At 60.6% G+C, this 24,656-nt stretch carries 23 protein-coding genes; 14 read left to right on the forward strand and 9 right to left on the reverse strand.

What is annotated here, in order from left to right:
* Nucleotides 1-24: 24 nt before the first annotated feature.
* The gene (locus tag N5D22_RS01990; RefSeq protein ID WP_137453758.1) at nt 25-942 is read left to right on the forward strand and encodes a YihY/virulence factor BrkB family protein; all 918 of its coding nucleotides are present in this window, start codon (nt 25-27) and stop codon (nt 940-942) included.
* Here the strand turns inward: N5D22_RS01990 and gluQRS are convergent.
* Nucleotides 910-1,809, reverse strand: coding sequence for a tRNA glutamyl-Q(34) synthetase GluQRS (gluQRS, locus tag N5D22_RS01995; protein WP_279656114.1), 900 nt, complete (start codon nt 1,807-1,809; stop codon nt 910-912). The two genes, N5D22_RS01990 and gluQRS, sit on opposite strands and share 33 nt — an antisense overlap.
* 47 nt (nt 1,810-1,856) lie before the next feature.
* On the opposite strand from gluQRS, the gene N5D22_RS02000 reads away from it, so the two are divergent.
* Entirely contained in the window at nt 1,857-2,504 is a 648-nt protein-coding gene (locus tag N5D22_RS02000; RefSeq protein ID WP_279656113.1) for a DNA-3-methyladenine glycosylase, read from the forward strand.
* A gap of 6 nt (nt 2,505-2,510) precedes the next feature.
* On the opposite strand, the gene N5D22_RS02005 is transcribed toward N5D22_RS02000, so the two are convergent.
* A complete protein-coding gene (locus N5D22_RS02005) occupies nt 2,511-3,929 on the reverse strand; it encodes an XRE family transcriptional regulator (protein ID WP_279656112.1) in 1,419 nt (472 codons plus the stop codon).
* Nucleotides 3,930-4,047: 118 nt separating this feature from the next.
* On the opposite strand from N5D22_RS02005, the gene N5D22_RS02010 reads away from it, so the two are divergent.
* The 8 genes from N5D22_RS02010 to N5D22_RS02045 all read left to right on the forward strand — a co-directional run bounded on the left by N5D22_RS02010 (nt 4,048) and on the right by N5D22_RS02045 (nt 14,071).
* Nucleotides 4,048-5,580 carry an acyl-CoA carboxylase subunit beta gene (locus N5D22_RS02010; protein WP_279656111.1) on the forward strand — a complete coding sequence of 511 codons (1,533 nt, stop codon included), beginning with the start codon at nt 4,048-4,050 and terminating at the stop codon, nt 5,578-5,580.
* A 92-nt stretch (nt 5,581-5,672) separates the two neighbouring features.
* Nucleotides 5,673-6,569 (forward strand): glutathione-dependent disulfide-bond oxidoreductase, encoded by an 897-nt coding sequence (yghU, locus tag N5D22_RS02015; RefSeq protein ID WP_279656110.1) that lies wholly within the window; start codon nt 5,673-5,675, stop codon nt 6,567-6,569.
* A 103-nt stretch (nt 6,570-6,672) separates the two neighbouring features.
* A complete protein-coding gene (locus N5D22_RS02020) occupies nt 6,673-7,050 on the forward strand; it encodes a hypothetical protein (RefSeq protein ID WP_003520841.1) in 378 nt (125 codons plus the stop codon).
* Nucleotides 7,051-7,085: 35 nt separating this feature from the next.
* Nucleotides 7,086-7,649, forward strand: a complete 564-nt coding sequence (locus tag N5D22_RS02025) for an RNA 2'-phosphotransferase (protein WP_279656109.1) — start codon at nt 7,086-7,088, stop codon at nt 7,647-7,649.
* On the forward strand, nt 7,646-9,649 hold the full coding sequence (locus N5D22_RS02030; RefSeq protein WP_279656108.1) for an acetyl/propionyl/methylcrotonyl-CoA carboxylase subunit alpha: 2,004 nt from the start codon (nt 7,646-7,648) through the stop codon (nt 9,647-9,649). The genes N5D22_RS02025 and N5D22_RS02030 overlap by 4 nt, the downstream gene beginning before the upstream one ends.
* Before the next feature lie 133 nt (nt 9,650-9,782).
* Nucleotides 9,783-11,924, forward strand: a complete 2,142-nt coding sequence (scpA, locus tag N5D22_RS02035; RefSeq protein ID WP_279656107.1) for a methylmalonyl-CoA mutase — start codon at nt 9,783-9,785, stop codon at nt 11,922-11,924.
* A 13-nt stretch (nt 11,925-11,937) separates the two neighbouring features.
* Nucleotides 11,938-12,354 (forward strand): methylmalonyl-CoA epimerase, encoded by a 417-nt coding sequence (gene mce / locus N5D22_RS02040; RefSeq protein ID WP_279656106.1) that lies wholly within the window; start codon nt 11,938-11,940, stop codon nt 12,352-12,354.
* Nucleotides 12,355-12,526: 172 nt separating this feature from the next.
* Nucleotides 12,527-14,071, forward strand: coding sequence for a glycerol-3-phosphate dehydrogenase (locus N5D22_RS02045; RefSeq protein ID WP_279656105.1), 1,545 nt, complete (start codon nt 12,527-12,529; stop codon nt 14,069-14,071).
* A gap of 53 nt (nt 14,072-14,124) precedes the next feature.
* On the opposite strand, the gene N5D22_RS02050 is transcribed toward N5D22_RS02045, so the two are convergent.
* Nucleotides 14,125-14,499: a metalloregulator ArsR/SmtB family transcription factor gene (locus N5D22_RS02050; protein ID WP_279656104.1), complete on the reverse strand. Its 375-nt coding sequence runs from the start codon at nt 14,497-14,499 to the stop codon at nt 14,125-14,127.
* 174 nt (nt 14,500-14,673) lie between these two features.
* Here N5D22_RS02050 and N5D22_RS02055 point away from each other — a divergent pair, with 174 nt between their 5' ends.
* Complete coding sequence (locus tag N5D22_RS02055; protein WP_279656103.1) at nt 14,674-15,570, forward strand: acyl-CoA desaturase; 897 nt, start codon at nt 14,674-14,676, stop codon at nt 15,568-15,570.
* 49 nt (nt 15,571-15,619) lie between these two features.
* Here N5D22_RS02055 and N5D22_RS02060 read toward each other — a convergent pair whose 3' ends face one another.
* Entirely contained in the window at nt 15,620-16,852 is a 1,233-nt protein-coding gene (locus N5D22_RS02060) for an ROK family transcriptional regulator (protein ID WP_279656102.1), read from the reverse strand.
* A 242-nt stretch (nt 16,853-17,094) separates the two neighbouring features.
* On the opposite strand from N5D22_RS02060, the gene xylF reads away from it, so the two are divergent.
* The 3 genes from xylF to N5D22_RS02075 all read left to right on the forward strand — a co-directional run bounded on the left by xylF (nt 17,095) and on the right by N5D22_RS02075 (nt 20,430).
* Nucleotides 17,095-18,135 (forward strand): D-xylose ABC transporter substrate-binding protein, encoded by a 1,041-nt coding sequence (gene xylF / locus N5D22_RS02065; protein ID WP_279656101.1) that lies wholly within the window; start codon nt 17,095-17,097, stop codon nt 18,133-18,135.
* 180 nt (nt 18,136-18,315) lie between these two features.
* Nucleotides 18,316-19,629: a sugar ABC transporter permease gene (locus N5D22_RS02070; RefSeq protein WP_279656100.1), complete on the forward strand. Its 1,314-nt coding sequence runs from the start codon at nt 18,316-18,318 to the stop codon at nt 19,627-19,629.
* A gap of 18 nt (nt 19,630-19,647) precedes the next feature.
* Nucleotides 19,648-20,430 carry an ATP-binding cassette domain-containing protein gene (locus tag N5D22_RS02075; protein ID WP_279656099.1) on the forward strand — a complete coding sequence of 261 codons (783 nt, stop codon included), beginning with the start codon at nt 19,648-19,650 and terminating at the stop codon, nt 20,428-20,430.
* A 239-nt stretch (nt 20,431-20,669) separates the two neighbouring features.
* On the opposite strand, the gene N5D22_RS02080 is transcribed toward N5D22_RS02075, so the two are convergent.
* From N5D22_RS02080 to N5D22_RS02100, 5 genes are all read right to left on the reverse strand, one after another.
* A complete protein-coding gene (locus tag N5D22_RS02080) occupies nt 20,670-20,903 on the reverse strand; it encodes a hypothetical protein (RefSeq protein WP_279656098.1) in 234 nt (77 codons plus the stop codon).
* 94 nt (nt 20,904-20,997) lie between these two features.
* Entirely contained in the window at nt 20,998-21,432 is a 435-nt protein-coding gene (locus N5D22_RS02085) for a helix-turn-helix transcriptional regulator (protein ID WP_279656097.1), read from the reverse strand.
* Between the two features lie 128 nt (nt 21,433-21,560).
* A complete protein-coding gene (locus N5D22_RS02090) occupies nt 21,561-22,718 on the reverse strand; it encodes a hypothetical protein (protein ID WP_279656096.1) in 1,158 nt (385 codons plus the stop codon).
* Nucleotides 22,715-23,428 carry a TfuA-like protein gene (locus N5D22_RS02095; protein WP_279656095.1) on the reverse strand — a complete coding sequence of 238 codons (714 nt, stop codon included), beginning with the start codon at nt 23,426-23,428 and terminating at the stop codon, nt 22,715-22,717. Before N5D22_RS02095 ends, N5D22_RS02090 begins: the two co-directional genes overlap by 4 nt.
* The gene (locus N5D22_RS02100) at nt 23,425-24,624 is read right to left on the reverse strand and encodes a YcaO-like family protein (protein ID WP_279656094.1); all 1,200 of its coding nucleotides are present in this window, start codon (nt 24,622-24,624) and stop codon (nt 23,425-23,427) included. Before N5D22_RS02100 ends, N5D22_RS02095 begins: the two co-directional genes overlap by 4 nt.
* Nucleotides 24,625-24,656: the final 32 nt, after the last annotated feature.

The raw sequence follows: 24,656 nt of genomic DNA on the forward strand, positions 1-24,656 counted from the left end.
GAAATGCCGATGAATGGAGGTGACATGGTTGCCGCAGTGCGCCTGGCAGGCAAGGTTGCCTTCGATGCCTATTCCCATTTCGCCGAGGATGACGGCTGGGCGATGGCGAGCCATATGGCGCTGTCCATTCTGCTTGCCCTGTTTCCCTTCCTGATCTTCGGCACGGCTCTCGCCGGTTTTCTGGGAGCGGATCAGTTTTCCGAAACGGCGGTGCATCTGATTTTCGACACCTGGCCGGAGGCTATTGCCGGGCCGCTGGCGGCGCAGGTGCAGCAGGTGCTGACCATTCCGCGCGGCGGGCTGCTGACGATTTCGGTGCTGGCGGCCGCCTATTTTGCGTCCAATGGTGTGGAAGCGCTGCGCATTTCGCTGAACCGCGCCTATCGTGTCACCGAAACGCGCTGGTGGTATGTCACCCGCCTGCTCAGCCTGCTTTATGTGCTGATCGCCGTCGTGGTCTTTGCCGGCATCAGCATCGTGCTGGTTGCCGTGCCGGTCGCCACATCTTTTGCCGAGCAGCGGTTCCCGTGGCTGACGGATGTGCTGAATACCATCTCCAGCCTCGGCCTTTATGGCACCATCGTCGTGCTGACGGCGGGGCTGGTGGCGGCGCATCTGTGGCTTCCCGCCGGCAAGCGCCGCATCTGGGATGTCTGGCCGGGTATTCTGCTGACAATGATCTTCTGGGTCATCGGCGCCGCGATCTTCGCCTATTACCTCTCCACTTTCGCCAATTATGCCGCCACCTATGCCGGTCTCGCCTCGGTGATGGTGGTGCTGGTGTTTCTTTACATGGTCGGCGTCATCTTCATGCTCGGAGCGGAGGTGAATGCCGCGCTGATGAAATACAAGGTCCGCCAGATCATCCGCCGCAATATCGGCGGCAACAGCGCGCGTCGCGAGCAGGTTCTAGAGGAGACCGACAAGCCGGCGGATATCTGAAGGCGCAGCACCTTCCGAACGAAGGGCGGAAAGTCCGGTGCTGCCTTCGCTTTTCGAGAGCTTGCGCCCGTCCGCGCCCAAGATCAGCCGGTGATGGCGATAGGCCGGTTGCGGCAGGTCCAGCAGGTGTTGCAACAGCCGGTGAATGGCGGTGGCGTGATAGAGATCCATGCCGCGCACCACATGGGTTATGCCCTGCAACGCGTCATCCACCACAACGGAAAGATGATAACTCGACGGCGCGTCGGAACGCGACAGCACCACATCGCCCCAAAGCGCTGGCAGGGCCTCGATTTGTCCCGTCTCGCCATCGCCACTCTCCTGCCAGAACAGGGGGATGCCGGCGGCGTGGATCGCCTTTTCCATGTCGAGCCGCCAGGCGTGCGGCCGGCCGGAGGCGAGCAGCGCATCCCGCTCCGCCCTTGGCCTCTCCCGGTCGATGGCCGGGTAAAGCGGCGCGCCATCGGGATCGCGGGGCCACAACCCTCCCTCCGCCTCGAAAGTACGAACGATTGCCTTGGTTTCTCCACGGCTCAGAAAGGCAGGGTAAGCAAGTCCTGCCTCGATCAGCCTGTCCAGCGCCACACGGTACGCATCGAAATGCTCCGATTGCCGCCGCACCGGTTTCTCCCAGTCGAGACCCAGCCAGCCAAGATCGTCATAGATTGCCTGTTCCAGCTCCGGTGTGCAGCGTGTCTGATCGATATCCTCGATGCGCAGAAGAAAGCGGCCGCTATTGTCTCGCGCCATATCGTGGTTCAGGAAGGCGGAAAGCGCGTGCCCGAGATGCAGCAGGCCATTGGGGCTTGGTGCGAAACGGTAAACCGGTTTTTGACGGAGAGGCGAAGGCATGGTTTCTTCTGCCATGTTTTAAAGCACCCCGCCAGCGGCTGGCGGCATATGGAATGACGGACATGAAAATCATTACCGGGATGGATGACATCAGCGAAGGGCTGGAGCATCTCGCCCAACTCGATCCGGCTCTCGGCCTCGTCATCGAAAAAGCCGGTCCGCTGGAACTGCGCATTCATGAGCCCGGCTTTTCCGGCCTTGCCCATATCGTCGTCTCGCAAATGGTGTCGCGCGCCAGCGCCAATGCCATATGGGCGCGTATCCTTGCCGGCACCGGCGGCGCGGTCACGGCGGAAAATTATCTCGGCGCGCCGGCGGAATTGCGCGCCACTTTCGGCCTTTCGCGCGCCAAGGCGACGACGCTGGAAGGGCTGGCGCGCGCCGTCACGCAAGGGCGGATCGATCTTCACGGCGTGGTGCGCAGGGAGGCTGGCGCAGCCCTCGCCGAACTGGTGGCGCTTCGCGGTATCGGCCCGTGGACGGCGGAGGTCTATCTGATGTTCTGCGGAGGCCACCCGGATATTTTTCCGGTCGGCGATGTGGCGTTGCGGGCCGCGGTGGGGCACGCGCTGTCGCTTGAGACCCGGCCGGATGCGAAATGGCTGGCGGAGCGGGCGGAACTCTGGACACCCTGGCGCTCCGTCGCCGCGCGGCTGTTCTGGGCCTATTACGCCTCCGTCATGCGGCGCGCCATGGTGCCGTTGCCCTGAGCGGGGTCAAAAATCGGCGATACTATAGGGCAGGGCTCCGCGCGACAGATGATCGAAATGCAGCTTGCGTTTCAGCGGCGGCACGGCGCGCTGCACGCAATCCACCCTCTCGCAGACCCGACAGGAAATGCCGATCGGTTTGAAGGAGGCCGCATTGCCGAGATCGAGCGTATCGGCATAAACGAAATTCTGCGCATGGGAAATTTCGCAGCCGAGCGCGATGGCATAACGCGGTCTTTCCGTATTGAAACCGGCGCCGGCTTTTTCGATCTGCGTTGCGATGGAAAGATAGCGCACGCCGTCAGGCGTTTCCGCCAATTGCCGCACGATCCTGTCGGAGCTTTCGAAGGCCTGATGGATATTCCACAGCGGACAGGCCGCGCCGAAACGGGCAAATTGCAGCCGCGTGGCGCTGTGGCGCTTGGTGATGTTGCCGGCGCGGTCGATCTTGGCGAAAAAGATCGGCACGCCCTTCATGCCCGGCCGTTGCAGGGTACTGAGACGATGGGCCACCTGCTCAAGGCTCGCGCCGAAACGCACGGCGAGAAGCTCGAGATCGTGGCGCAGTTCCTGCGCCGCCCTGTGAAATTGGCCATAGGGCAGGATGAGGGCCGCGGCGAAATAATTGTGCAGCCCGATACGACAGATTTCCGCAGCTTCCGCATTGCGGAAACCGGCGCCGGCCAGCACCCTGTCCACCGTCGCACCGGCGTGAAGCTGGGCGATCTGCAATGCAAGTTGAAAACAGCGGGTCGGCGCGGCCATGTAGGAGCTGAGGGCGAGGGTTTTGCCGGCAGGATCGAAGTGCCGGATCAGACCGCCCGCCGTCTCGGTTCGGGTGATATGGATGCCGTAACGGCTCTTCAGATGCGCCGCCAGAATGCCGTATGTCTCGCCGCCTTCTATCTCCAGTTCTTCCGCCAGCTCCTCGGCCAGAAGATCGATCTCGGCAACGTAATTGTCGACGAAGTGGAAGAAATCGCGCACCTCCTCATAGGGGGTTCTTTCCACCTGCGCGGTGCCGCGGCCCAGCCGGTCATCCAGCTGCACCAGTTGTTCGCTGTTCTGGCGATAGGCTTGATGGGCGCGCAGCAGCGCATGGGCAAAACCCGGCGCGTTCTGGGCAATCAGCTTCAACTCCTGAAGCCCCGGCTCGTAATTCAGGAACAGCGGGTCTTTCAGCGCTTCGCGCACGGCGGAAACCAGCCGGTCGCTTTCACCGGTTGCGAGTTCCGCCATGTCGAGCTGGAATTTTTCCACCAGCGTCACCAGAACGCTGGCCGAAACCGGGCGCTGGTTATTCTCAATCTGGTTCAGGTAACTCGCGGAAATGCCCAGCCGTTCGGCGAATTGCGCCTGCGTGGCGCGGGCGTTTTCGCGAAGGCCGCGAACCTTGCGGCCGATGAAGAGTTTTTCCGTCGCCATGTTGCAACTTTGCAAAATTAAACATTGCAAATATTTATGGCACGCATACGCGCACGATCAAGGCTTCTTGGCGAATGTTTTCTGGGCTATTGATCGTGGCACAACGCATGGAGGAAACATGCCCGGCATTCTGGAGCAATTGGAGACGCGGCGCGCTGAGGCGCGGCTCGGCGGCGGCGTCAGGCGCATCGAGGCGCAGCATGGCAAGGGCAAGCTGACGGCGCGCGAGCGTATCGATGTGCTTCTGGATGAAGGTTCCTTCGAAGAATACGACATGTACGTCACCCACCGGGCGGTGGATTTCGGCATGGCGGAGCAGAAGGTGGCGGGTGACGGTGTCGTTACCGGCTGGGGCACCATCAATGGCCGGCAGGTCTATGTGTTTTCGCAGGATTTCACCGTGCTCGGGGGCTCGCTCTCGGAAACCCACGCCCAGAAGATCTGCAAGATCATGGATATGGCGGTGCGCAACGGCGCGCCGGTGATCGGTCTCAACGACAGCGGCGGCGCGCGTATTCAGGAGGGTGTCGCCTCGCTCGGCGGTTATGCCGATGTGTTCAAGCGCAATGTCATCGCCTCCGGCGTCGTGCCGCAGATATCGGTCATCATGGGGCCCTGTGCGGGCGGTGCGGTTTATTCACCTGCCATGACCGATTTCATCTTCATGGTGCGCGATACCTCCTACATGTTCGTGACCGGGCCGGATGTGGTCAAAACCGTGACCAACGAGATCGTTACGGCGGAAGAGCTGGGCGGGGCCTCCACCCATACGAAAAAATCCTCCGTTGCCGACGGCGCTTATGAAAACGACATCGAAACGCTGGAACATGTGCGGCTGCTGTTCGATTTCCTGCCGCTGAACAATCGCGAAAAGCCGCCGGTGCGCCCGTTCCACGACGATCCGGCCCGGCTGGAAGCACGGCTCGATACGCTGATCCCCGACAGTTCCAACAAGCCCTATGACATGAAGGAACTGATCCACGCGCTGGCCGACGAAGGCGATTTCTTCGAGTTGCAGGAGGCCTTTGCCCGCAACATCATCACCGGCTTCATCCGTCTCGAAGGCCAGACGGTGGGGGTTGTCGCCAACCAGCCGATGGTGCTGGCCGGCTGCCTCGATATCGACAGTTCGCGCAAGGCGGCGCGTTTCGTGCGCTTTTGCGATGCCTTCAATATCCCGCTGCTGACGCTGGTGGATGTGCCGGGTTTCCTGCCCGGAACGGCACAGGAATATGGCGGCGTCATCAAGCACGGCGCCAAACTTCTCTTCGCCTATTCGGAAGCGACGGTGCCGATGGTGACGCTGATTACCCGCAAGGCCTATGGCGGCGCTTATGACGTGATGGCGTCCAAACATATAGGCGCGGATGTGAATTATGCCTGGCCAACGGCGGAAATCGCCGTGATGGGCGCGAAGGGGGCGGCGGAAATTCTCTATCGTTCCGAGCTTTCCGATCCGGAAAAGATCGCCGCGCGCACGAAGGAATATGAGGAGCGTTTCGCCAATCCCTTTGTGGCGGCGGAACGCGGTTTCATCGATGAGGTCATCATGCCGCATTCCTCGCGCCGCCGCATCGCCCGCGCCTTCGCGTCGCTGCGTAACAAGAGCGTGGAAACCCGCTGGAAGAAACACGACACTATTCCGCTCTGAGACTGGAAAAATGCTTCGGCCACCTTACTATATGTTTGTTCAGGCGCCCGGATGTCCGGATGTCCTCCCGAAACGCACAAGGACAGATTTTTATGGCCGAGAATTCCTCCGCAGATAATTTCCCCGCCGGATATGAAGTGCCCAAGGTCTGGACCTGGGACAAGGGCAATGGCGGCCAGTTCGCCAGTATCAACCGCCCGATTGCCGGTCCCACCCATGAAAAGGAACTGCCGGTCGGCAAGCACCCGTTGCAGCTTTATTCGCTGGCGACGCCGAATGGCCAGAAGGTCACCATCATGCTGGAAGAATTGCTGGCCGCCGGCCACAAGGGCGCAGATTATGATGCCTGGCTGATCAAGATCGGCGAAGGCGACCAGTTCGGTTCCGGTTTTGTCGGCGTCAATCCGAATTCCAAGATCCCGGCGCTGATGGATCATTCGACGCCTGAGCCGACGCGCGTTTTCGAAAGCGGCTCGATCCTCGTTTATCTCGCGGAAAAATTCGGCGCCTTCCTGCCGAAAGAGGGCAATGCCCGCACGCAGGCGCTGAACTGGCTGTTCTGGCAGATGGGCTCCGCCCCCTTCCTCGGCGGCGGTTTCGGCCATTTTTATGCCTATGCGCCGGTGAAGATCAAATACGCCATCGACCGCTACGCCATGGAAGTCAAACGCCAGCTCGACGTGCTGGACCGGCATCTGGCCGAGAACCGTTATCTCGCCGGTTCGGAATATACGATCGCCGACATGGCCGTCTGGCCGTGGTATGGCAAGATCGCGCTGGGTCAGGCCTATGGCGATGCCGGTGCGTTCCTTGAAGCCGACGGTTACAAGAACGTCATGCGCTGGACGCTCGAAATCGGCGAACGCCCGGCGGTCAAGCGTGGCGTGATCGTCAACAAGACCTCGGGCGATCCGTCCGAACAATTGCATGAACGCCACGATGCCTCCGACTTCGAGACGAAGACGCAGGACAAGATCGGCACGGCGTAAGAAAAGATTAGAGCGCCAAAAGCGCTCTAACTATTTGAATTGACGCATTTCCGGACGTAAAAGCAAGGCAGCTTTTACTGGAAATGTTCTGGAAGGACAAAAGATGGCGAACCTGCCCGAAATGACCAAACACAAGGGATTTCCCTCCGGCATGCCGAGCACGGGCGTCCAGTTCACCATCCGCCGCGCCAACCCCAAAGGGGTAACACCTATCAAGATGATACCCCGACGGGCGCGCAACGACACCAAGGAGCATCGTATCGATGCCGCCTTCCTGCACTCGCTCTGGCACCATTTCGGTGCCGAGCCCTTCGAGCGCGGCAATCTCGACGCCGCCCGCCTCAACCTGCTCTTCGGCCGTGAGGTCGTACCGGCGGAGAAGAATTTCGATCCGCTTTCCTATCAGGCAATGCTGGTGATTGACGAGCGCGTCGCGCGGCAGAACTTCCCTGAGTCTTTCGAGAATTTTTTCGAGATTTGAGCGTGCTGTCATCCGCCAACGGGGAATGAAATTCGATGTCGCCAGCGACCAGCAAATTTCTGAGTTACGTTCTGCGCCATGCGCCTGAAAGTATCGGCCTGACCCTGGATGCTCAGGGTTGGGCGGATGTCGCAGATCTGTTGGCAAAAGCGAATGCGAGCGGCATGCCGCTCGATGAGGCAGGCCTCTTTTCGGTCGTTGCGGAAAGCGACAAGAAACGCTTCACGCTGTCGGAAGACGGCCGCCGCATCCGGGCGGCGCAGGGGCATTCCGTGAAGGTCGATCTTGGCCAGCCGCCTGTCGAACCGCCGCCGCAATTGTTCCACGGTACGGCGACCCGTTTCCTTGAGTCGATCATGCGAGAGGGACTGCGCCCGGGGAGCCGCCAGCAGGTTCATCTCTCCGAAGACCGGACAACCGCGCATAGCGTCGGTCAACGGCACGGAAAACCTGCTGTTCTGGTTGTAGACGCCGGCCGGATGTTTTCCGAGGGTCACCGTTTTTACCAAGCCGATAATGGCGTCTGGCTGACCGATGAGGTCCCGACTGCGTATTTGGTGCCGATTGAAAATCATGTTGCGGAAAGTGATGGCGAATGATCAAGAAAATCCTCATCGCCAATCGCGGCGAAATCGCCTGCCGTGTCATCAAAACGGCGAAGAAAATGGGCATCGCCACTGTCGCGGTCTATTCGGATGCGGATGCCAATGCGCTGCATGTGAGACAAGCGGATGAGGCCGTTCATATCGGCCCGGCCCCCTCGTCGCAGTCCTATATCGTCATCGACAGGATTCTTGAGGCAATCGCGAAGACCGGGGCGGATGCTGTCCATCCCGGTTACGGTTTCCTGTCGGAAAATGCAGCCTTTGCCGAGGCGCTGGAAAAGGCTGGTATCGTCTTCATCGGCCCGCCTGTTGGCGCCATCAAGGCCATGGGCGACAAGATCACCTCCAAGAAACTGGCCGCGAAAGCGGGTGTTTCCACTGTTCCCGGCCATATGGGGTTGATCGAGGATGCGGATGAGGCGGTGAGGATCGCCTCGCAGATCGGTTATCCCGTCATGATCAAGGCGTCGGCCGGCGGCGGCGGCAAGGGCATGCGCATCGCTTTCAACGATGCCGAGGCGCGCGAGGGTTTCCAGTCCTCGAAAAACGAGGCGAAATCCTCCTTTGGCGATGACCGCATTTTCATTGAAAAATTCGTCACCCAGCCGCGCCACATTGAAATTCAGGTGCTGGGCGACAAGCACGGCAACACACTTTATCTGGGGGAGCGCGAATGCTCGATCCAGCGCCGTAACCAGAAAGTCATCGAGGAAGCGCCGTCGCCCTTTCTGGATGAAGCGACCCGCAAGGCCATGGGCGAGCAGGCCGTGGCGCTGGCGAGAGCGGTCGGTTACCATTCGGCCGGCACGGTGGAATTCATCGTCGATGGCGAGAGGAATTTCTACTTTCTGGAAATGAACACCCGTCTGCAGGTGGAACATCCGGTAACGGAACTCATCACCGGCATCGATCTGGTCGAACAGATGATCCGTGTGGCATCAGGAGAAAAGCTCTCCTTCGGGCAGGCGGATGTGAAACTGAACGGCTGGGCCATCGAAAGCCGGCTTTATGCTGAAGACCCCTACCGCAACTTCCTGCCCTCCATCGGCCGGCTGACGCGTTATCGCCCGCCGCAGGAAGGTGCGCAGGAGAACGGAACGGTCATCCGCAACGATACCGGCGTTTTCGAAGGCGGCGAAATCTCGATGTATTACGATCCAATGATCGCCAAGCTGTGCGCTCTAGGCAAGGATCGTGAAACCGCCATCGATGCCATGGGGCAGGCGCTGGATCGTTTCGAGGTGGAGGGCATCGGCCACAATCTGCCCTTCCTGTCGGCCGTCATGCAGCATGAGCGTTTCCGCGCCGGCCGCCTGACGACGGGTTTTATCGCGGAAGAATTTCCGGAAGGATTTTCCGGCGTGGAGCCGGATGAGGCTACGGCGCGCCAGCTTTCCGCCATCGCCGCCATCATCCATCAGCGGCTGCAGAGCCGCGCGGTCGAGATTTCCGGCACCATCGGCAATCACCGCCGCATCGTCGGTCAGGACTGGGTGGTGTCATCCGGCGCATCCCGCCATAGGGTCGCCGTTGAAACCGGCACGGACGGTACGGCGGTCCGTTTTGAAGACGGGGCGGCGCTCACGGTCGATACCGGCTGGCTTCCCGGCCAGAGCCTTGGCCTGTTCACGGTGGAAGGTGAGGTTATCGCCGCCAAGGTCGATCTTGCAGGTGCGGCGATCCGCCTGCGCTGGCGCGGCATGGATATTCGTGCCCATGTGCGTAGCCCGCGTGTGGCGGAACTGGCGCTGCTGATGCCGGAAAAGCTGCCGCCGGATACCTCGAAACTGCTGCTCTGCCCCATGCCGGGCGTCATCACCGGTATTTCGGTGGGTGAGGGCGATGAGGTGGAGGCCGGGCAGGCGCTGGCGACGGTGGAGGCCATGAAGATGGAAAACATCCTGCGCGCGGAAAAACGCGGCCGTGTTGCCAGAGTGGCGGCAAAACCGGGCGACAGCCTCGCGGTGGATGAAGTTATCCTCGAATTCGAGTGATGGCCGCTGCCGTTTTTCCGGAACGCATGTGGGTCGGAGCGGTTTACGGGGTCGGACCTGCGGGAGGATCGTTCGATTTTCGTCACGATCACCGGCCACAGTGCTAAAATGAAATGCAGAAGGGGAGAGATGCATGTCGGGTGAAAAAACGGTGCGGGATTGGCTGCAGCTTGCCGAGAAAGAGCTGAAGCGTTCACCGGAAACGCTCGTCTGGCACACGCCTGAAGGCATTGAGGTCAAACCGCTCTATACCGCTGACGATCTGCAAAAGATTTCGCATCTCGACAGCCTGCCGGGCTTTGCTCCTTTCACGCGCGGCCCGCGCGCCACCATGTATGCCGGCCGGCCCTGGACCATCCGCCAATATGCCGGTTTTTCCACGGCCGAAGCCTCGAACGCCTTTTACCGCAAGGCGCTCGCCGCCGGCCAGCAGGGCGTTTCGGTGGCCTTCGATCTCGCCACCCATCGCGGTTATGACAGCGATCACCCGCGCGTCGAAGGCGATGTCGGCAAGGCCGGTGTGGCGATCGACAGCGTCGAGGACATGAAAATCCTGTTCGACGGCATTCCGCTCGAAAAAGTCTCGGTGTCGATGACCATGAATGGCGCGGTCATTCCGGTGCTCGCCAGTTTTATCGTTGCGGGAGAAGAACAGGGCGTGCCCCGCGCCGCCCTTTCCGGCACCATTCAGAACGATATCCTCAAGGAGTTCATGGTCCGCAATACCTATATCTATCCGCCTGAACCCTCGATGCGGATCATTGCCGACATCATCGAATATACGGCGAAGGAGATGCCGAAATTCAACTCCATCTCCATTTCCGGCTATCACATGCAGGAAGCGGGCGCGACGCTGGTGCAGGAGCTGGCCTTCACGCTGGCGGATGGCCGCGAATATGTGCGGGCGGCGCTGGCCAAGGGACTGAATGTCGATGATTTCGCCGGCCGCCTGTCGTTCTTTTTCGCCATCGGCATGAATTTCTTCATGGAGGCGGCCAAGCTGCGCGCCGCGCGCCTGCTCTGGTCACACATCATGGAGGAGTTCAAGCCGCAGAAGGCGTCGTCGCTGATGCTGCGCACCCATTGCCAAACGTCGGGCGTCTCGCTTCAGGAACAGGACCCCTATAACAATATCGTCCGCACCGCTTTCGAGGCCATGTCCGCCGTGCTGGGTGGCACGCAATCGTTGCACACCAATTCCTTCGATGAGGCCATTGCCCTGCCGACGGAATTTTCCGCCCGTATCGCCCGCAATACCCAGCTTATCCTCCAGCACGAAACCGGTGTTACCAAGGTGGTCGATCCGCTGGCCGGCTCCTATTATGTCGAAAGCCTGACGGATGAACTGGCAGAGAAGGCCTGGGCGCTGATCGAGGAGGTCGAGGCGCTTGGCGGCATGACCAGGGCCGTGGCCGAAGGCCTGCCGAAACGGCTGATCGAAGAGGCGGCAACGCGCCGGCAGGCGGCGGTGGACAAGGGCGAGGAGGTCATCGTCGGCGTCAATCGTTACCGTCTCGAAAATGAAGAGGATATCGATGTTCTCGATATCGATAACGCCGCCGTGCGCGCCGCGCAAATCCGCCGCATCGAAGAAACGCGCCGCCGCCGCGATGGCAAGGACGTGACCGCCGCTTTGGCAGCACTTTCCGAGATCGCCCGCAGCGGCAAGGGCAATATTCTCGAAGCCGCCGTTGTCGCTGCCCGCGCCCGCGCGACGGTGGGGGAGATTTCCGATGCGCTGCGTGCGGCCTTCGGCGACCATGCCGCCGTGCCGGAGGTGGTGAGCGATATTTACGGCGAGGCCTATAAGGACGAGCCGGAACTTGCCACGCTCGCCGCCCGGCTTTCCGGTGTGGCTGAGAGGATCGGCACCAAGCCGCGCATCATGGTCGCCAAGCTCGGGCAAGACGGGCATGATCGTGGCGCGAAGGTCATCGCCTCCGCCTTCGGCGATATAGGTTTCGATGTGCTGGCCGGACCCCTGTTTCAGACACCCGTTGAAGCGGCCGATCTTGCTGTTCAGAACAGGGTGCATGTGGTCGGCATGTCGTCGCTTGCCGCCGGCCACAAGACGCTGGCACCGCAGCTGGTCGAGGCGCTGAAACAGAAGGGCGCGGAAGACATCATCGTCGTTGTTGGCGGCGTCATTCCGCGGCAGGATTATCAATTCCTGCTCGACCACGGGGTCTCGGCGATTTTCGGGCCGGGCACCAATGTCATGGATGCTGCAAACAAGGTACTCGACCTGCTCGAAGGCGTCAGGCGGAACGCGTGAGGGAAAGACGGCCATGTTCGGAAGATTGAATCACGTCGCCATCGCGGTGCCCGATCTCGATGCCGCCATTGCCCGATACAGGGCGCTGGGCGCAGATGTCTCGGAACCGCAATCGCTACCCGAACACGGCGTGACGGTGGTTTTCATTCAGGCTGACAATACCAAGATCGAACTTCTTCATCCGTTCGGCGAAAATTCGCCGATAGCGGCTTTCCTCGAGAAAAATCCGGGCGGCGGCACGCATCATCTCTGCTTCGAAGTGCCTGACATTCTCGCGGCCCGCGACGATCTCGTCAAAAAAGGCGTTCGAATTCTGGGGGACGGCGAGCCTAAGATCGGCGCGCATGGCAATCCCGTTCTTTTCCTGCATCCGAAGGATATGGGCGGCGTTCTCTACGAGCTTGAGCAGGTTTCTCAGACACATGGCTGAAACACAGACCCAGTAAGAGGCTGGCCATACGGTGGACGGCGCGCAGCGGCCGTTCGCCTTTGCCGGAACGTGTTTCGTTTGTTTTCTTTTGACATTCGTTTTGTTTTCGTTTTTATGGCAATTGTCTTTCAACGATGGGGACGCAATCCCCCGATGCTGTCGTGGAGGCTCTATGTCCGGCGAGAATATTTTCGATCTTTTTGTCATCGGTGGCGGCATCAATGGCTGCGGCATTGCCCGCGATGCCGTGGGCAGGGGCTATTCCGTGGCGCTTGCGGAAAAGGGCGATTTTGCCTCCGGCACCTCTTCCGCTGCCACCAAGCTTATTCATGGTGGCCTGCGTTATCTCGAACATTACGAGTTTCGTCTGGTGCGCGAAGCGCTGATGGAGCGGGAAATCCTCTGGGCCATGGCGCCGCATGTCATCTGGCCCATGCGTTTCGTCCTGCCCATCCAGAAAGGCGGCGTGCGCCCGGCATGGATGGTGCGGCTCGGCCTGTTCCTTTATGACAATCTCGGCGGCCGCAAGCTTCTGCCGGCGACCCGCACGCTCGATCTTCGCAGGGACCCGGCGGGCAAGCCGCTGAAGCCGGCTTTCGCCAGGGCCTTCGAATATTCCGACGGCTGGGTGGATGACGCCCGTTTCGTGGTCCTCAACGCGCGCGACGCGGCGGATCGCGGCGCGACGATCATGAACCGCACACGCGTCGTTTCCGCGCGGCGCGAAGGCGGGTTGTGGCTCATTGAGACGCTGGACGAAAAAACCGGACGCGCGGCCACGCACAAGGCGCGTATGCTGGTAAATGCCGCGGGTCCTTGGGTGGACAAGGTGCTTTCCGGCGTCTTCGGCCGCAACGACGTGCACAACGTCCGGCTCGTGCAGGGCAGCCATATCATCGTGCGCAGGAAGTTTTCCGACCCGCGCGCCTATTTCTTCCAGAACCCTGACAACCGCATCATCTTCGCCATTCCCTATGAGCGCGATTTCACGCTGATCGGCACCACGGACCGCGATTACAAGGGTGATCCGGCCAGCGTTCGCATCTCCGAAGATGAAATTTCCTATCTCTGCAACGCGGCCAGCGACTATTTCAGCGAACCGGTTCGGCCGGAAGATATCGTCTGGACCTATTCCGGCGTGCGCCCGCTCTTCGATGACGGCGCTTCGAAAGCGCAGGAGGCGACGCGCGATTATGTCCTGAAGGTGGAGGAGGCTGCGGGCGAGGCTCCGCTCCTCAACATTTTCGGCGGCAAGCTCACCACCTACCGGCGGCTGGCGGAACATGCGCTGGAAAAGATCGGCGCGGCGATCGGCGAAAAGGGCAAGCCGTGGACGGCAGGCTCCCACCTGCCGGGCGGCGATTTCGGTGCTGAGAGATATGAGGCGCAGGTGCGGGCGCTCGTCTCCCGTTATCCCTTCCTTGACGGACGCCATGCCGAGCGACTTGTCAGAAACTACGGCACCAAGGCGGCGGAACTGTTGGGCAGCGCCACCGATGTCTCCGGCCTCGGCCGGCATTTCGGCGGTACGCTTTACGAATGCGAGGTGCGCTGGCTGGTGGAGCACGAATGGGCCTTTGCGGCCGAGGACATTCTCTGGCGGCGCACGAAACAGGGCCTGCGCCTGAGCAAGGACGAGACCGCCGGTCTAGATGAGTTCGTGGCCGCGCTGACGGGTGGCGGGCAAAAGGCCGAAGCCGTGGCCGAGCGGGCCTGAGCATTAGCGATATGAACTCTGGAGCACCTTGAACGGTTTCTATAGGGCGTTCATTACTCCTTCGTGCTTTTTTTTAACTCGGCCAATGCCTTGCTCTCCTTCTTGAGCGGCCGCCCGACAGGGCAGACGTCTTGAACAAAGCTGTTGAGTGTATTCACCAGCTTGTTCGGCGTCAGCGAGTAGCGGATGAATTGGCCTTCGCGTTTGCCCGAGATCAAGCCAGCGGTTTCCAGCACATTGAGATGCTGCGAGATGGAGGGTTTCGACATGTCAAAGCGTGCAGCTATTTCACCAGCCGTAAGATCCGAATGGGTGAGATAGGCCAGGATTTTGCGGCGTGGGGCTGATGCCAGTGCCTCAAAAACAAGCTGCATGGGCGGAGTTGTTACCTGCTCGGCCAGCTTTTCCGAATCGTTCTGCTGCTCCATCACATACTCCTGCCTTCCCTGATGATTCCAAATGCCGAAAATTAAACTAATTAGCTAATTGCCTAATTGGTGAAATCAGCTACAAAGGTAATTAGCTCATAGACTAAATGACTACCATCCGTTGGTTGATGGCACAAGGCTGCGTGCGGGCAAGTCAGGAAAAGGGCGGGATGGATGGCGACGATTTCCACAGGACGTATGATCTCGCAACCGCTGAGTGATGCAAGGGAAGGGCGCGTATGCTGGATGCCGGCGAAGTCGGTGTGGACGGGCGCGATGACGGCGGTGGCGGTCATCTTCGGGCCGCTGACATTTTCCTGGGGTGGTTTCAGTCTGTTCGTCATCATGACCGCGATCACCATTTGCGCCGGACATTCGGTGGGAATGCACAGGCTGCTGATCCACCGCTCGTTCCGTACCGGCAAGCCGGTTGAGCGTGTCTTGGTCTATCTGGGGACGCTGGTCGGCATGGCCGGACCTTTCGGCATGATCTACGCACATGACATACGCGATTGGGCGCAGCGGCAAATAGAATGCCATGACCTCTTCGCCCACCGGCGGTCCTTCTTTGTCGACGCCTGGTGGCAGATGCACTGCGCAGTCATACTCAAGCATCCGCCGATGTTCCTTATTGAGCCGGAGGTCGCAAATGACCGATTCTACCGGTTCCTGGAGCATAGCTGGATGGCGCAGCAACTCCCCTGGATATTGTTGTTCTATTTTCTCGGCGGCTGGAGCTGGGTGGTTTGGGGCATTGCAGTACGCATTTCGGTTTCGTTGATCGGGCATTGGCTTATCGGCCACTATGCGCATCGTGGAGGCCAACAGGTGTGGGCAGTCGATAATGTCGCTGTACAGGGCTACAATATTCCGACAGCAGCAGTGCTCACTTTCGGCGAATCCTTTCATGGTAACCACCACGCTTTTCCGGAATCGGCTCGGCTCGGCCTGGAGCCGGGACAGATTGATCTTGGCTGGAATTTCATCCAGTTGCTCGTAAGGCTTGGTATCGCTACTGCGGTTAAATTGCCGGAGAACACTGCGCATCGCGAAGGCCTGCGTCGGCTTTAGTGAAGCGGCGAATAGCTGCGTCTCGTTACGGACGAATGTTTAGCGCCCATCAAATCGCGGAACTCCGCACCGGTCTCTCCGGGCCATCGGCGCTCAGGATATAGTCGTCTGCGGCTGAAAGGGCGTGCTCCATATGCCCTTCGAACACCAGTTCCGGCTCGTTGGGCGCTATGGCGATTTTCGGCATGCCGCCGAAACGCACCGCCTGCGATTGCGCCAGACCGTCGCGCAGGCCGCTTTCCAGAAGATCGAAATAGCGGGTGCCGGGGCCGGTGATGAAGACCGGCATATGGCCATGCAGGCTGAAGAGGCGTGAAAGGCCGTTGCCGAGCGCAAGTCCGGCGGTACGGAAGGCGAGGCGCGCCATGCGGGCGCCGGTGCGGGCTGAGGCGGCGATCTTGTCCACCTCGGGGATAGGCACGAATTTCGCCGGTTCCGCCTGCGGCGGAGCTTCGAAAGCCGAGCGCAGGATGGCGTAAAAGCCGGAATAGGCCTCGATGCAGCCCCTGGTGCCGCATCGGCAGAGCGCGCCATCGGCCAGATGCAGCATATGGCCGAAATTGGGGGCGCTGACCTCGATTGCACTGCCCGTTGCGCGGGCGATGCCGAGGCCGATGCTGTGGCCGAGCGACAGGGTGACGAGGGCTTCCGGCGCCGGGTTTTCCCGTGCCTGCTCCCGCATCCAGATGGCTTTTGCGGCCAGCAGCGTCTCGTTGTTCAGCGTCACGCGGATGCGGCCGTCTGCGGAAACCAGCCGCTGGAAATCGATCCTTTCGTCACCGAGAACCGGCGACCAGACAAGCGTTGCCGAGGCCGCATCCACCAGCCCCTTGCTGCTGATCGAGACCTGCAGGATATCGTGCCGGTCGATACGTGAGCGGTCGGCGAGCCTTGCGAGGCCCGAAAGGATCGCGCCGCCGAATGTGCCTTTTTCAGCCGCGATCCTCTGTTCGGTAAAACGATCCACCAGCTTGCCGGCATAATCGACCAGAGAATATTGCACGCTGTCGGAGGAGATGATGACGATGGCGACGTGGCAGAAAGCGCCGCGCGGGCCGAAGAGAATGCGTGGCCGGCCGCGGCCTGCGGCGGCAAGCTGTTCCTTGCGGAGAATGAGGCCGGCCCGCTCAAGCTCGGTGGTGATGGCGGAGACGGTGGCAGAGGCGAGCCCGGTGAAGGACGACATGTCGGTATGGGAAAGGCTGCCATGCAGGCGCAGCGCCGCCATCACCGACAGGCTGTTTTTCTGGCGCACCAGTTCCGTACTTGCAATGGCGGACATGGGCTGGGGCCTGCTCCCTGAACGGCTTTTTCCTGTCGTGCTGATCCCGTCTGATGGCGTATGCCACGCATAAGATCAAGGCACCCGGATGCTGCCCGCAGCCGTTGTTGACAGCATTAGGAATCTCTGACATTAATTTTCTCGACTGTCGAGAAAATTGTGAAACCACAGAGCCCGACAGCTTTTTCCGGGCGTTTTCCCTGCATGGAGGTGTGGGGTTTCGCCCTTACCGGGAGGACATCATGAATTCTTTTGCCAAGCTTTTGGCGGGTACGGCTGTACTCGTTTCCTTGCACACTGCCGCCATGGCCGCTGATCTCGTCGTCGGCGTTTCCTGGTCGAATTTCCAGGAAGAGCGCTGGAAAACGGATGAAGCGGCCATCAAGGCGGCGCTCGACAAGGCCGGCGCGAAATACATCTCCGCCGACGCGCAGTCATCCGCCGCAAAGCAGCTGACCGACGTTGAATCGCTGATCTCGCAGGGCGCCAACGCGCTGATCATTCTGGCGCAGGACAGCGACGCGATTGGCCCGGCCGTTGAAAAGGCCGTTGCCGAGGGCATTCCGGTCGTTGGTTACGACCGCCTGATCGAAAACCAGAACGCCTTCTACATCACCTTCGACAACAAGGAAGTCGGCCGTCTGCAGGCTGCCGAAGTCTTCAAGGTGAAGCCGGAAGGCAATTACGTCTTCATCAAGGGTTCTTCTTCCGATCCTAATGCGGACTTCCTGTTCGCCGGTCAGCAGGAAGTGCTGAAGGCGGCCATTGACGGCGGCAAGATCAAGAATGTCGGCGAGGCCTATACCGATGGCTGGAAGCCGGAAAATGCCCAGAAGAACATGGAACAGTTCCTGACCAAGAATAACAACAAGGTCGATGCGGTCGTCGCCTCGAATGACGGCACGGCCGGTGGTGCAATCGCCGCTCTCGCCGCGCAGGGCATGGCCGGTTCGGTTCCTGTTTCCGGTCAGGATGCCGATTTCGCTGCGCTCAACCGCGTCGCGCTCGGCACGCAGACGGTGTCTGTCTGGAAGGACAGCCGCGAACTCGGCAAGGAAGCGGCCGGCATCGCACTGGAACTGGCGGGCGGCAAGAAGATGACCGAGATCAAGGGCGTCACCACCTTTGATGGCGGTCCGAAGAAAGTGGCGATGCAGTCGGTCTTCCTGAAGCCGATCGCCATCACCAAGGACAATCTGAACGTCGTCATCGACGCCGGCTGGATCAAGAAGGAAACGGCCTGCCAGGGTGTGAAGGCCGGAACCGTCAAAGCCTGCGATTGATCGAATAGGTCACGGTTCGGGCGCTGCGCCATGGTTCATGGCGCAGCGCCTTTAGAGCATTTCCAGGAAAAGTGAAGCCCGGTTTTCCGACCGGAAATGCGCGAGAACAAAGAGTTAGAGCGTTTTTGCGATTCTGGGAAAAGCGAAAACGCTTTAAGATGCAAGGAGCACCGGCAGTACATGGCCGATATGACCCAATCCAATTCCACAGCGTCGCAAAAGACGGAAAAAACAGGCTCGATAACGCGCTTCATCAGCGCCACGGAGCTGGATACCAGACTGCTCGGCATGGTCGGCGCGCTTCTTCTGATCTGGATCGGATTTCATATCCTGTCCGGCGGCCTGTTCCTGACGCCGCGAAACCTCTGGAACCTCTCCGTGCAGACCGCGTCCGTGGCCGTCATGGCGACCGGCATGGTGCTCGTCATCGTCACCCGCAATATCGACCTTTCGGTCGGGTCGATCCTCGGTTTTTCCGGCATGATCATGGGTGTCATGCAGGCGGAAATCCTGCCGCAGATCCTCGGCTTCGAACATTGGGCGACATGGATCGTCACGCTTCTGGTCGGCATTTTCGTTGGCGGCGCCATCGGCATGCTGCAGGGCTCCATCGTCGCCTTCCTGAATGTACCGTCCTTCATCGTCACGCTCGGTGGACTGCTCGTCTGGCGCGGCGGCACCTGGTTCATCACCAGCGGCCGCACCGTGGCGCCGATGGATTCCACCTTCCGGCTGATGGGCGGCGGCACCAGCGGTTCGATCGGCGCGACATGGAGCTGGATCGCCGCCGTCGTCGCCTGCGTCGCCATCGTCGCGGCCATCCTCAATTCCCGCCACCAGCGCCGGCGGTTCGGCTTTCCGTTGCGGCCGGTCTGGGCGGAATATTTTCTGGTGGCGCTCGGCTGCCTTATCGTCATCGGTTTCGTGGCTGTCGTCAACAGCTACCCCTGGCCAATCAACATCGCCCGCAACTATGCCGATGCCAATGGTATCGCCTGGCCTGAAGGCGGCCTGTTCATTGCCCATGGCATCGCCATTCCGGTGCTGATGGCGCTCGCCGTCGGCGCGGTCATGACCTTCATCGCCACACGGCTGCGTTTCGGACGTTATGTCTTCGCCATCGGCGGTAATCCGGAAGCGGCGGAACTGGCGGGCATCAAGACCCGCTGGGTGACGGTGAAGATATTCACGCTGATGGGCGTTCTGTGCGCCATCGCCGCGGCGATTTCGACCGCCCGCCTCAACGCGGCCACCAATGCCCAGGGTGAGCTGGACGAGCTTTACACCATCGCGGCGGCCGTCATCGGCGGCACCTCGCTTGCCGGCGGTGTTGGAACCATAGCGGGCGCGATGCTCGGCGCGCTCGTCATGCAGTCGCTGCAATCCGGCATGGTGCTGGTGGGCATCGATACGCCCTTCCAGCGCATCGTCGTCGGTGTGGTTCTGGTCGTCGCCGTCTGGCTCGATACTATCTACCGCGCCCGCGCCAAGTAAGAACCGAGGAGAACTCCTATGACGGACCAAGTCACGCCCCTCGTGGAAATGCGCAATATTTCCATTTCCTTCGGCGGCATCCATGCGGTGGAAAACGCCTCTGTCGATCTTTTCCCCGGTGAGGTGGTCGCCCTTCTCGGCCACAACGGCGCGGGCAAATCGACCCTTATCAAGATCCTCTCCGGCGCTTACCGGCGCGATGGCGGCGATATTCTCATCAATGGCGAGGATGCCGATATCCGCAATCCCCGCGACGCCAAGAAATACGGTATCGAGACCATCTACCAGACGCTCGCCGTGGCCGACAATGTCGATGCGGCGGCCAATCTTTATCTCGGCCGCGAACTGAAGACGAAATGGGGCACGCTTGATGATGTCGCCATGGAAGCCTCGGCGCGTGAGGTGATGGGGCGTCTCAACCCCAATTTCCGGCGGTTCAAGGAGCCGGTGAAGGCACTGTCCGGCGGCCAGCGGCAATCCGTCGCCATCGCCCGCGCCATTCTGTTCGATGCCCGCATCCTCATCATGGATGAGCCGACGGCCGCACTCGGGCCGCAGGAAACGGCGCAGGTGGGCGATCTCGTCAAGGAGCTGAAAAGGCAGGGCATCGGCATCTTCCTCATCAGCCACGATATTCACGACGTCTTCGATCTGGCCGACAGGGTCTTCGTGATGAAGAACGGCAAGGTGGTGGGCCATGCCCGCACGCAGGATGTCACCAAGGACGAGGTGCTTGGCATGATCATTCTGGGCAAGGTGCCGCCCGGTGCGGTGCCGGGGCCGGGTGCCGTTGCATCCTGAGCCTGATCGATCTTCTGCCGTTGCGGAGTTGCCGCGCGGTGCCCTGACAAGAAAGGAGGCCCGACAAAACCGGGCCTCAATCATGGCTTTCCGCCAGGAAAATGTAGGGAGGTATGTGATGCCTGTTCCGCCGAAATGGAGCCGGCCGGACAGGCGGATAAGAACGTTCCCGGGCTTTCACGACTGGAGATCGGGGTGGAAACGCTCAATCCCGGCGGATTATGCCATCGCGGAAGCGTTTAATGCAGATCGGCCTGCGCAAAGGCGCTGACATTCAGCTCTGCGCTTACCGGTGGCAGACCCTGCTGATTGATATCCTGGGCGAGCGACAACAGCGCCATTTCCAGAAAATAGGTCGACATGCCCAGTTCCAGAGATTTCGAACGCTGGCAAAGATAGGAAACCATCCGCCCGAGCGCCAGAATCTCGTCTGCATTGTCCTGCTCAAGTATTGCTGTGGTAGACGCCACCATGTTTCCCTCTCGACAGTCGACAGTATGAAAACGCGTTGATCTCGCGTTATTCATTTTCGACCATATCGAGCGTCACGCGAGCGTCACACCTGCGTCAATCGTCGTTTTTGTCGGTCGCCGGGCTGGCATTTTCCGCCGCTTCCGTCGCTGCGAGCGATGTCACGAGGGCAACGATGCTTCTGCGCACGGCCGCGCTCTTGATGCGCGAAAAGGCCTGATTGAGCGAAAAACCTTCATTCGAGGCCACGAAGGTCTGCATGGCGTTGATCGTGCCAAGCGCCGGGTTGGCGCCGCCATCGGGCGTGGCGTTGGCGAACAGGGAGCTGACCTCCACGCCGAGGATAGACGCAATGGCCTGCAGGCGCGATGCGCCGACGCGGTTGGCGCCCTTTTCATATTTCTGGACCTGCTGGAAGGTGATGCCCAATCGCCCGGCCAGTGCGCTCTGGCTCATGCCGAGCGACTTGCGGCGCATTCTGATTTGTGCGCCGACATGAACATCGATCGGGCTGGGTAGTTTGGCCTGCATTACAAATTCCTCCAGTTGTGAGGTTCTTAAATCCGATAATTATCAATTAATATTGTTGAAGGTATACATTCAACACAATTTCCACGGGTATTATGAAGCTTTATTGACCAAATGACACGGTTTTCCGTTCATAATTGCGTGTCCGGACCGCGATTTATGATCTTTGTCGCGCAACGCAACGCACCGTTGCGGCTTGAAAGATGGCTCCATCCGCCCACACCGATGGCCTGAAAGCCGAGTCTGTCCCAAATTTTGCGGTTCATCGCGTCGAATTCCTCAAGCGTTTCCCTATCGCCGAAATGCGGAATCCAGACGAATGGCCGTTTCTGACCGGAACGTGTGACATTTTCAAGAAGGACATTATTGTAAAGCCTCGGCAGGCATTTGTTGGTATCGATGGCCGGTGAAACCGGGATGGGATTGCGTTCAATGGCAAAGCCTTGTCGCGCAAGGGAAAGGGCCGAGGCGTCCAGCTTCCGTTTCAGATCGTTTGCGGCGCGCACATCGCATCCGCCATGCGCGACGGGATCGGCAACAAGCAATAACGACCGGCCCTCGCGCCGGAGGCCGGTGACGGAAACGAACTGGTCAACATGGAAACCGCATTGGTGCATTTTTTCGTCTGCGCTTGCCGGCTGGCAAGTCGCCAATGCGCGAAGATCGCAATAAATCGGGGTATGGCCGAGATCTCCGGGCCGATATCCGAAACTGAACACCGCCCTTGCATCGAGGGCCTGAATTTTTTGCCATCGTTGTGAAGGGATGGCCGCACTCTTCGCCATTCCCCTGTCATCCTGCAGGCTGGAGTGTCCCACCAGTCGGAAATCCGGGCCGACAAGCTGGTTGCCGCCCGCCAGCGCGACATCGGAATGAATGGTCGCCGCTCCGAAATGCCTGGCCAGACCGACACCGGTGGTTCGTTCCGCCATCAAAACAAATTCCGCCACGGCACCCTTTTCGGGATCACCCATCCGCACATGAAACATATCCTGTATCCACGGATGCGGAATGGCGTCCTTTCCAGAAAGGGGCGCCAGCGCGGCGATACAGGAGATTGGCAGGCCGCCGAGCCAGCTTCGTGCCGATGCGAGACGGGCGTTATCGACCAGCACGGTTGCGGTAATGTCCGAAGGCAGGGCCGAGAGCAGGTTACCGATCGGAATGAGCGGCGAAACGACGTCGCCGCCCCTGCTTTCCGCAAAAAAGGGCGCAGGCAGTGCGAGTGCGATTGTGCGGATCAGCCCGCCGCAATCGGCCACCAGCGGCGGGGGATGGGCGGCGGTCAAGGCGCTTTTTCTCCCGTCGCCTGTCGTGTGGCCAATTGCTGGAAAAACACGGTGTTCTGCAGTTTCCATGATGGCGGCGACGGAGGTGGCGGCGTTTCGCCCGCAACGGCCGCCAGAAGTTTGGCGGCGTCGTTTCGTTTGATGGAGGTCGCATTTGCAGAGAGCAAATTTGCCATTGCAGGGCCGAGGCCTGCTTCAAAGGCGATGGCGCGCCATGTCCTGCGGCTAAAATGCAGATTGCGGGCGGCAAGCACGAGTGCGTCACAGTCATCCGGAGAGACCCTGTCACGGCAGGCCGCAAGCGTCGCCTCGGCGTCAACCAGTGCGACCGTCAGCGGACGGTAAGCGAGTTCGCCGGGTGCGTGGCTCACCGCCACGTCGGCATCGGAAACACGCTGTCCGTTGCGATAGGCTTCGAAAATCTCGCCAATGCCGATCATGCCGAAGGGCGCGCATTCCGCCGCCCGGAGCGCGCCCATGCTGGCGGCGCCGAAAACGGTAACGCCGCTCGCCAGCGCATAAAGGATTTCCTTGTGCCAGACGGCGGCGCAATCGCCATAGAGACCGTCGATCAGCCCGATCGCCCGCACGCCCTGCCGGGCCGCATCGAAAATATCGCCGCAGGCGGCCGGTCCGCGAAGATCGAGGCCCGACATATGTTCGCCGGCGATGCCGTGGACGGACGGGCCTGCAAAAACCACCGGTTTCATTGAGCGCCTCCGGCATTCAGCAGATGATCGAGAGTGCGTGGCGAGATGCGTTGCAGGCCGCCGCCAGCCGGGGCGAGGCCGCTTGCCAGAACCCGCACGACGTGCAGGCCGGAGACTTCCGTTTCCAGCGGAAAGACATGGATATCCTCGATCCCTCGGGCAAACAGGTGCGCCGCAAGCTGGCGCCATGGTGGCGCAGAGGCGTCATCATGCGCAAAATCGAGATCGGCCGGAAGCCTTTGCACCGGCCGCGCGCCGGAGGTGACCGGCCCGGCAGTAAACACATCCCGCTGATAGCGGAGCGGGGAAAGATCATCCCTCGCGCCGCTGATATCGGTCAGCCGTGACTGGATTGCCTCCAGCAGCGCGGCAGTCGCAGCGTCATGGACGCCAGCCCGGCAGGCCGCACCCGCTGCGCTGCGGGTGGTGGGGCCGTCCTGCGCCTGAAGCGAGCGGGGCAGGCTCGCCATCACCACCGGCACGCCGAGCGTATTTGTCAGGTTGAAGAAGGAGGGCGGCAGGCCGATAGCGCAAAGGCGTTGCACAAGACCGTCGAAGCTGGGAGCAATACCCGCCGGCAAGAGGAGCGGCTGCCGCGCCATCGCACGCGTCTCGAAGGTGTCGATGAGAAGGCAGGCGTCATTTTCAATGAGTTCGAGAAGGGCGTGGAGAACCGCATGGTCGTGGTCGAACCCGGCTGCGAGGCCCTGCGAACTCATGCGGAAAGCCCGCCGGTCCCAGGGGAAATCCGCCCGGAAATCCATGCCGACGAGTTCGTAAGGAGCAAAAACCTCGTGCTGCCGGCGAATGGATGTTCCTTTCACCCAGGCGCGTTCTTTTTGGAGATCGAGGGCGTCGGGATCGACCCTTCCGACGGTTTCGAAGGGAATGACAGGAACGCCCTTTTCACGCATGTCCTGAATGGACTTGAAAGTGGCAATATGTCTGCGGGTTTCCTCGGCAACCGCGCCTTCGATCGCTTCCATGATCGCCGATAGCCGGGCCTGTTCCGCGACGAACCCCTTGCCCTGCGATACCGAGAGGCCGCGCGAATTTGGCCGGGCCGCAAACCACACTGGGATGCCGACGACATCGAGACCGGTCACATCGCCGACACGGGTGATCCCGAACCGCCGAAGCAGTCCGGGATCGAAGAACGAAGCGTCTGCATGCCTTGAAGCCGCTATCGCTGACATGGGAGCATCGGCGCCGGTCAAGGCTGCGGGGC

The organism is Agrobacterium sp. GD03872, from assembly GCF_029840625.1.
Lineage (GTDB): Bacteria > Pseudomonadota > Alphaproteobacteria > Rhizobiales > Rhizobiaceae > Agrobacterium > Agrobacterium fabrum_A.

Bases quoted from the DNA above. Each gene is read 5' to 3' on its own strand.
- N5D22_RS01990 (WP_137453758.1), top strand. From the start codon at position 25: ATGGTTGCCGCAGTGCGCCTGGCAGGCAAGGTTGCCTTCGATGCCTAT.
- gluQRS (WP_279656114.1), bottom strand. From the start codon at position 1,809: ATGGCAGAAGAAACCATGCCTTCGCCTCTCCGTCAAAAACCGGTTTAC.
- N5D22_RS02000 (WP_279656113.1), top strand. From the start codon at position 1,857: ATGAAAATCATTACCGGGATGGATGACATCAGCGAAGGGCTGGAGCAT.
- N5D22_RS02005 (WP_279656112.1), bottom strand. From the start codon at position 3,929: ATGGCGACGGAAAAACTCTTCATCGGCCGCAAGGTTCGCGGCCTTCGC.
- N5D22_RS02010 (WP_279656111.1), top strand. From the start codon at position 4,048: ATGCCCGGCATTCTGGAGCAATTGGAGACGCGGCGCGCTGAGGCGCGG.
- yghU (WP_279656110.1), top strand. From the start codon at position 5,673: ATGGCCGAGAATTCCTCCGCAGATAATTTCCCCGCCGGATATGAAGTG.
- N5D22_RS02020 (WP_003520841.1), top strand. From the start codon at position 6,673: ATGGCGAACCTGCCCGAAATGACCAAACACAAGGGATTTCCCTCCGGC.
- N5D22_RS02025 (WP_279656109.1), top strand. From the start codon at position 7,086: ATGTCGCCAGCGACCAGCAAATTTCTGAGTTACGTTCTGCGCCATGCG.
- N5D22_RS02030 (WP_279656108.1), top strand. From the start codon at position 7,646: ATGATCAAGAAAATCCTCATCGCCAATCGCGGCGAAATCGCCTGCCGT.
- scpA (WP_279656107.1), top strand. From the start codon at position 9,783: ATGTCGGGTGAAAAAACGGTGCGGGATTGGCTGCAGCTTGCCGAGAAA.
- mce (WP_279656106.1), top strand. From the start codon at position 11,938: ATGTTCGGAAGATTGAATCACGTCGCCATCGCGGTGCCCGATCTCGAT.
- N5D22_RS02045 (WP_279656105.1), top strand. From the start codon at position 12,527: ATGTCCGGCGAGAATATTTTCGATCTTTTTGTCATCGGTGGCGGCATC.
- N5D22_RS02050 (WP_279656104.1), bottom strand. From the start codon at position 14,499: ATGGAGCAGCAGAACGATTCGGAAAAGCTGGCCGAGCAGGTAACAACT.
- N5D22_RS02055 (WP_279656103.1), top strand. From the start codon at position 14,674: ATGGCGACGATTTCCACAGGACGTATGATCTCGCAACCGCTGAGTGAT.
- N5D22_RS02060 (WP_279656102.1), bottom strand. From the start codon at position 16,852: ATGTCCGCCATTGCAAGTACGGAACTGGTGCGCCAGAAAAACAGCCTG.
- xylF (WP_279656101.1), top strand. From the start codon at position 17,095: ATGAATTCTTTTGCCAAGCTTTTGGCGGGTACGGCTGTACTCGTTTCC.
- N5D22_RS02070 (WP_279656100.1), top strand. From the start codon at position 18,316: ATGGCCGATATGACCCAATCCAATTCCACAGCGTCGCAAAAGACGGAA.
- N5D22_RS02075 (WP_279656099.1), top strand. From the start codon at position 19,648: ATGACGGACCAAGTCACGCCCCTCGTGGAAATGCGCAATATTTCCATT.
- N5D22_RS02080 (WP_279656098.1), bottom strand. From the start codon at position 20,903: ATGGTGGCGTCTACCACAGCAATACTTGAGCAGGACAATGCAGACGAG.
- N5D22_RS02085 (WP_279656097.1), bottom strand. From the start codon at position 21,432: ATGCAGGCCAAACTACCCAGCCCGATCGATGTTCATGTCGGCGCACAA.
- N5D22_RS02095 (WP_279656095.1), bottom strand. From the start codon at position 23,428: ATGAAACCGGTGGTTTTTGCAGGCCCGTCCGTCCACGGCATCGCCGGC.
- N5D22_RS02100 (WP_279656094.1), bottom strand. From the start codon at position 24,624: ATGTCAGCGATAGCGGCTTCAAGGCATGCAGACGCTTCGTTCTTCGAT.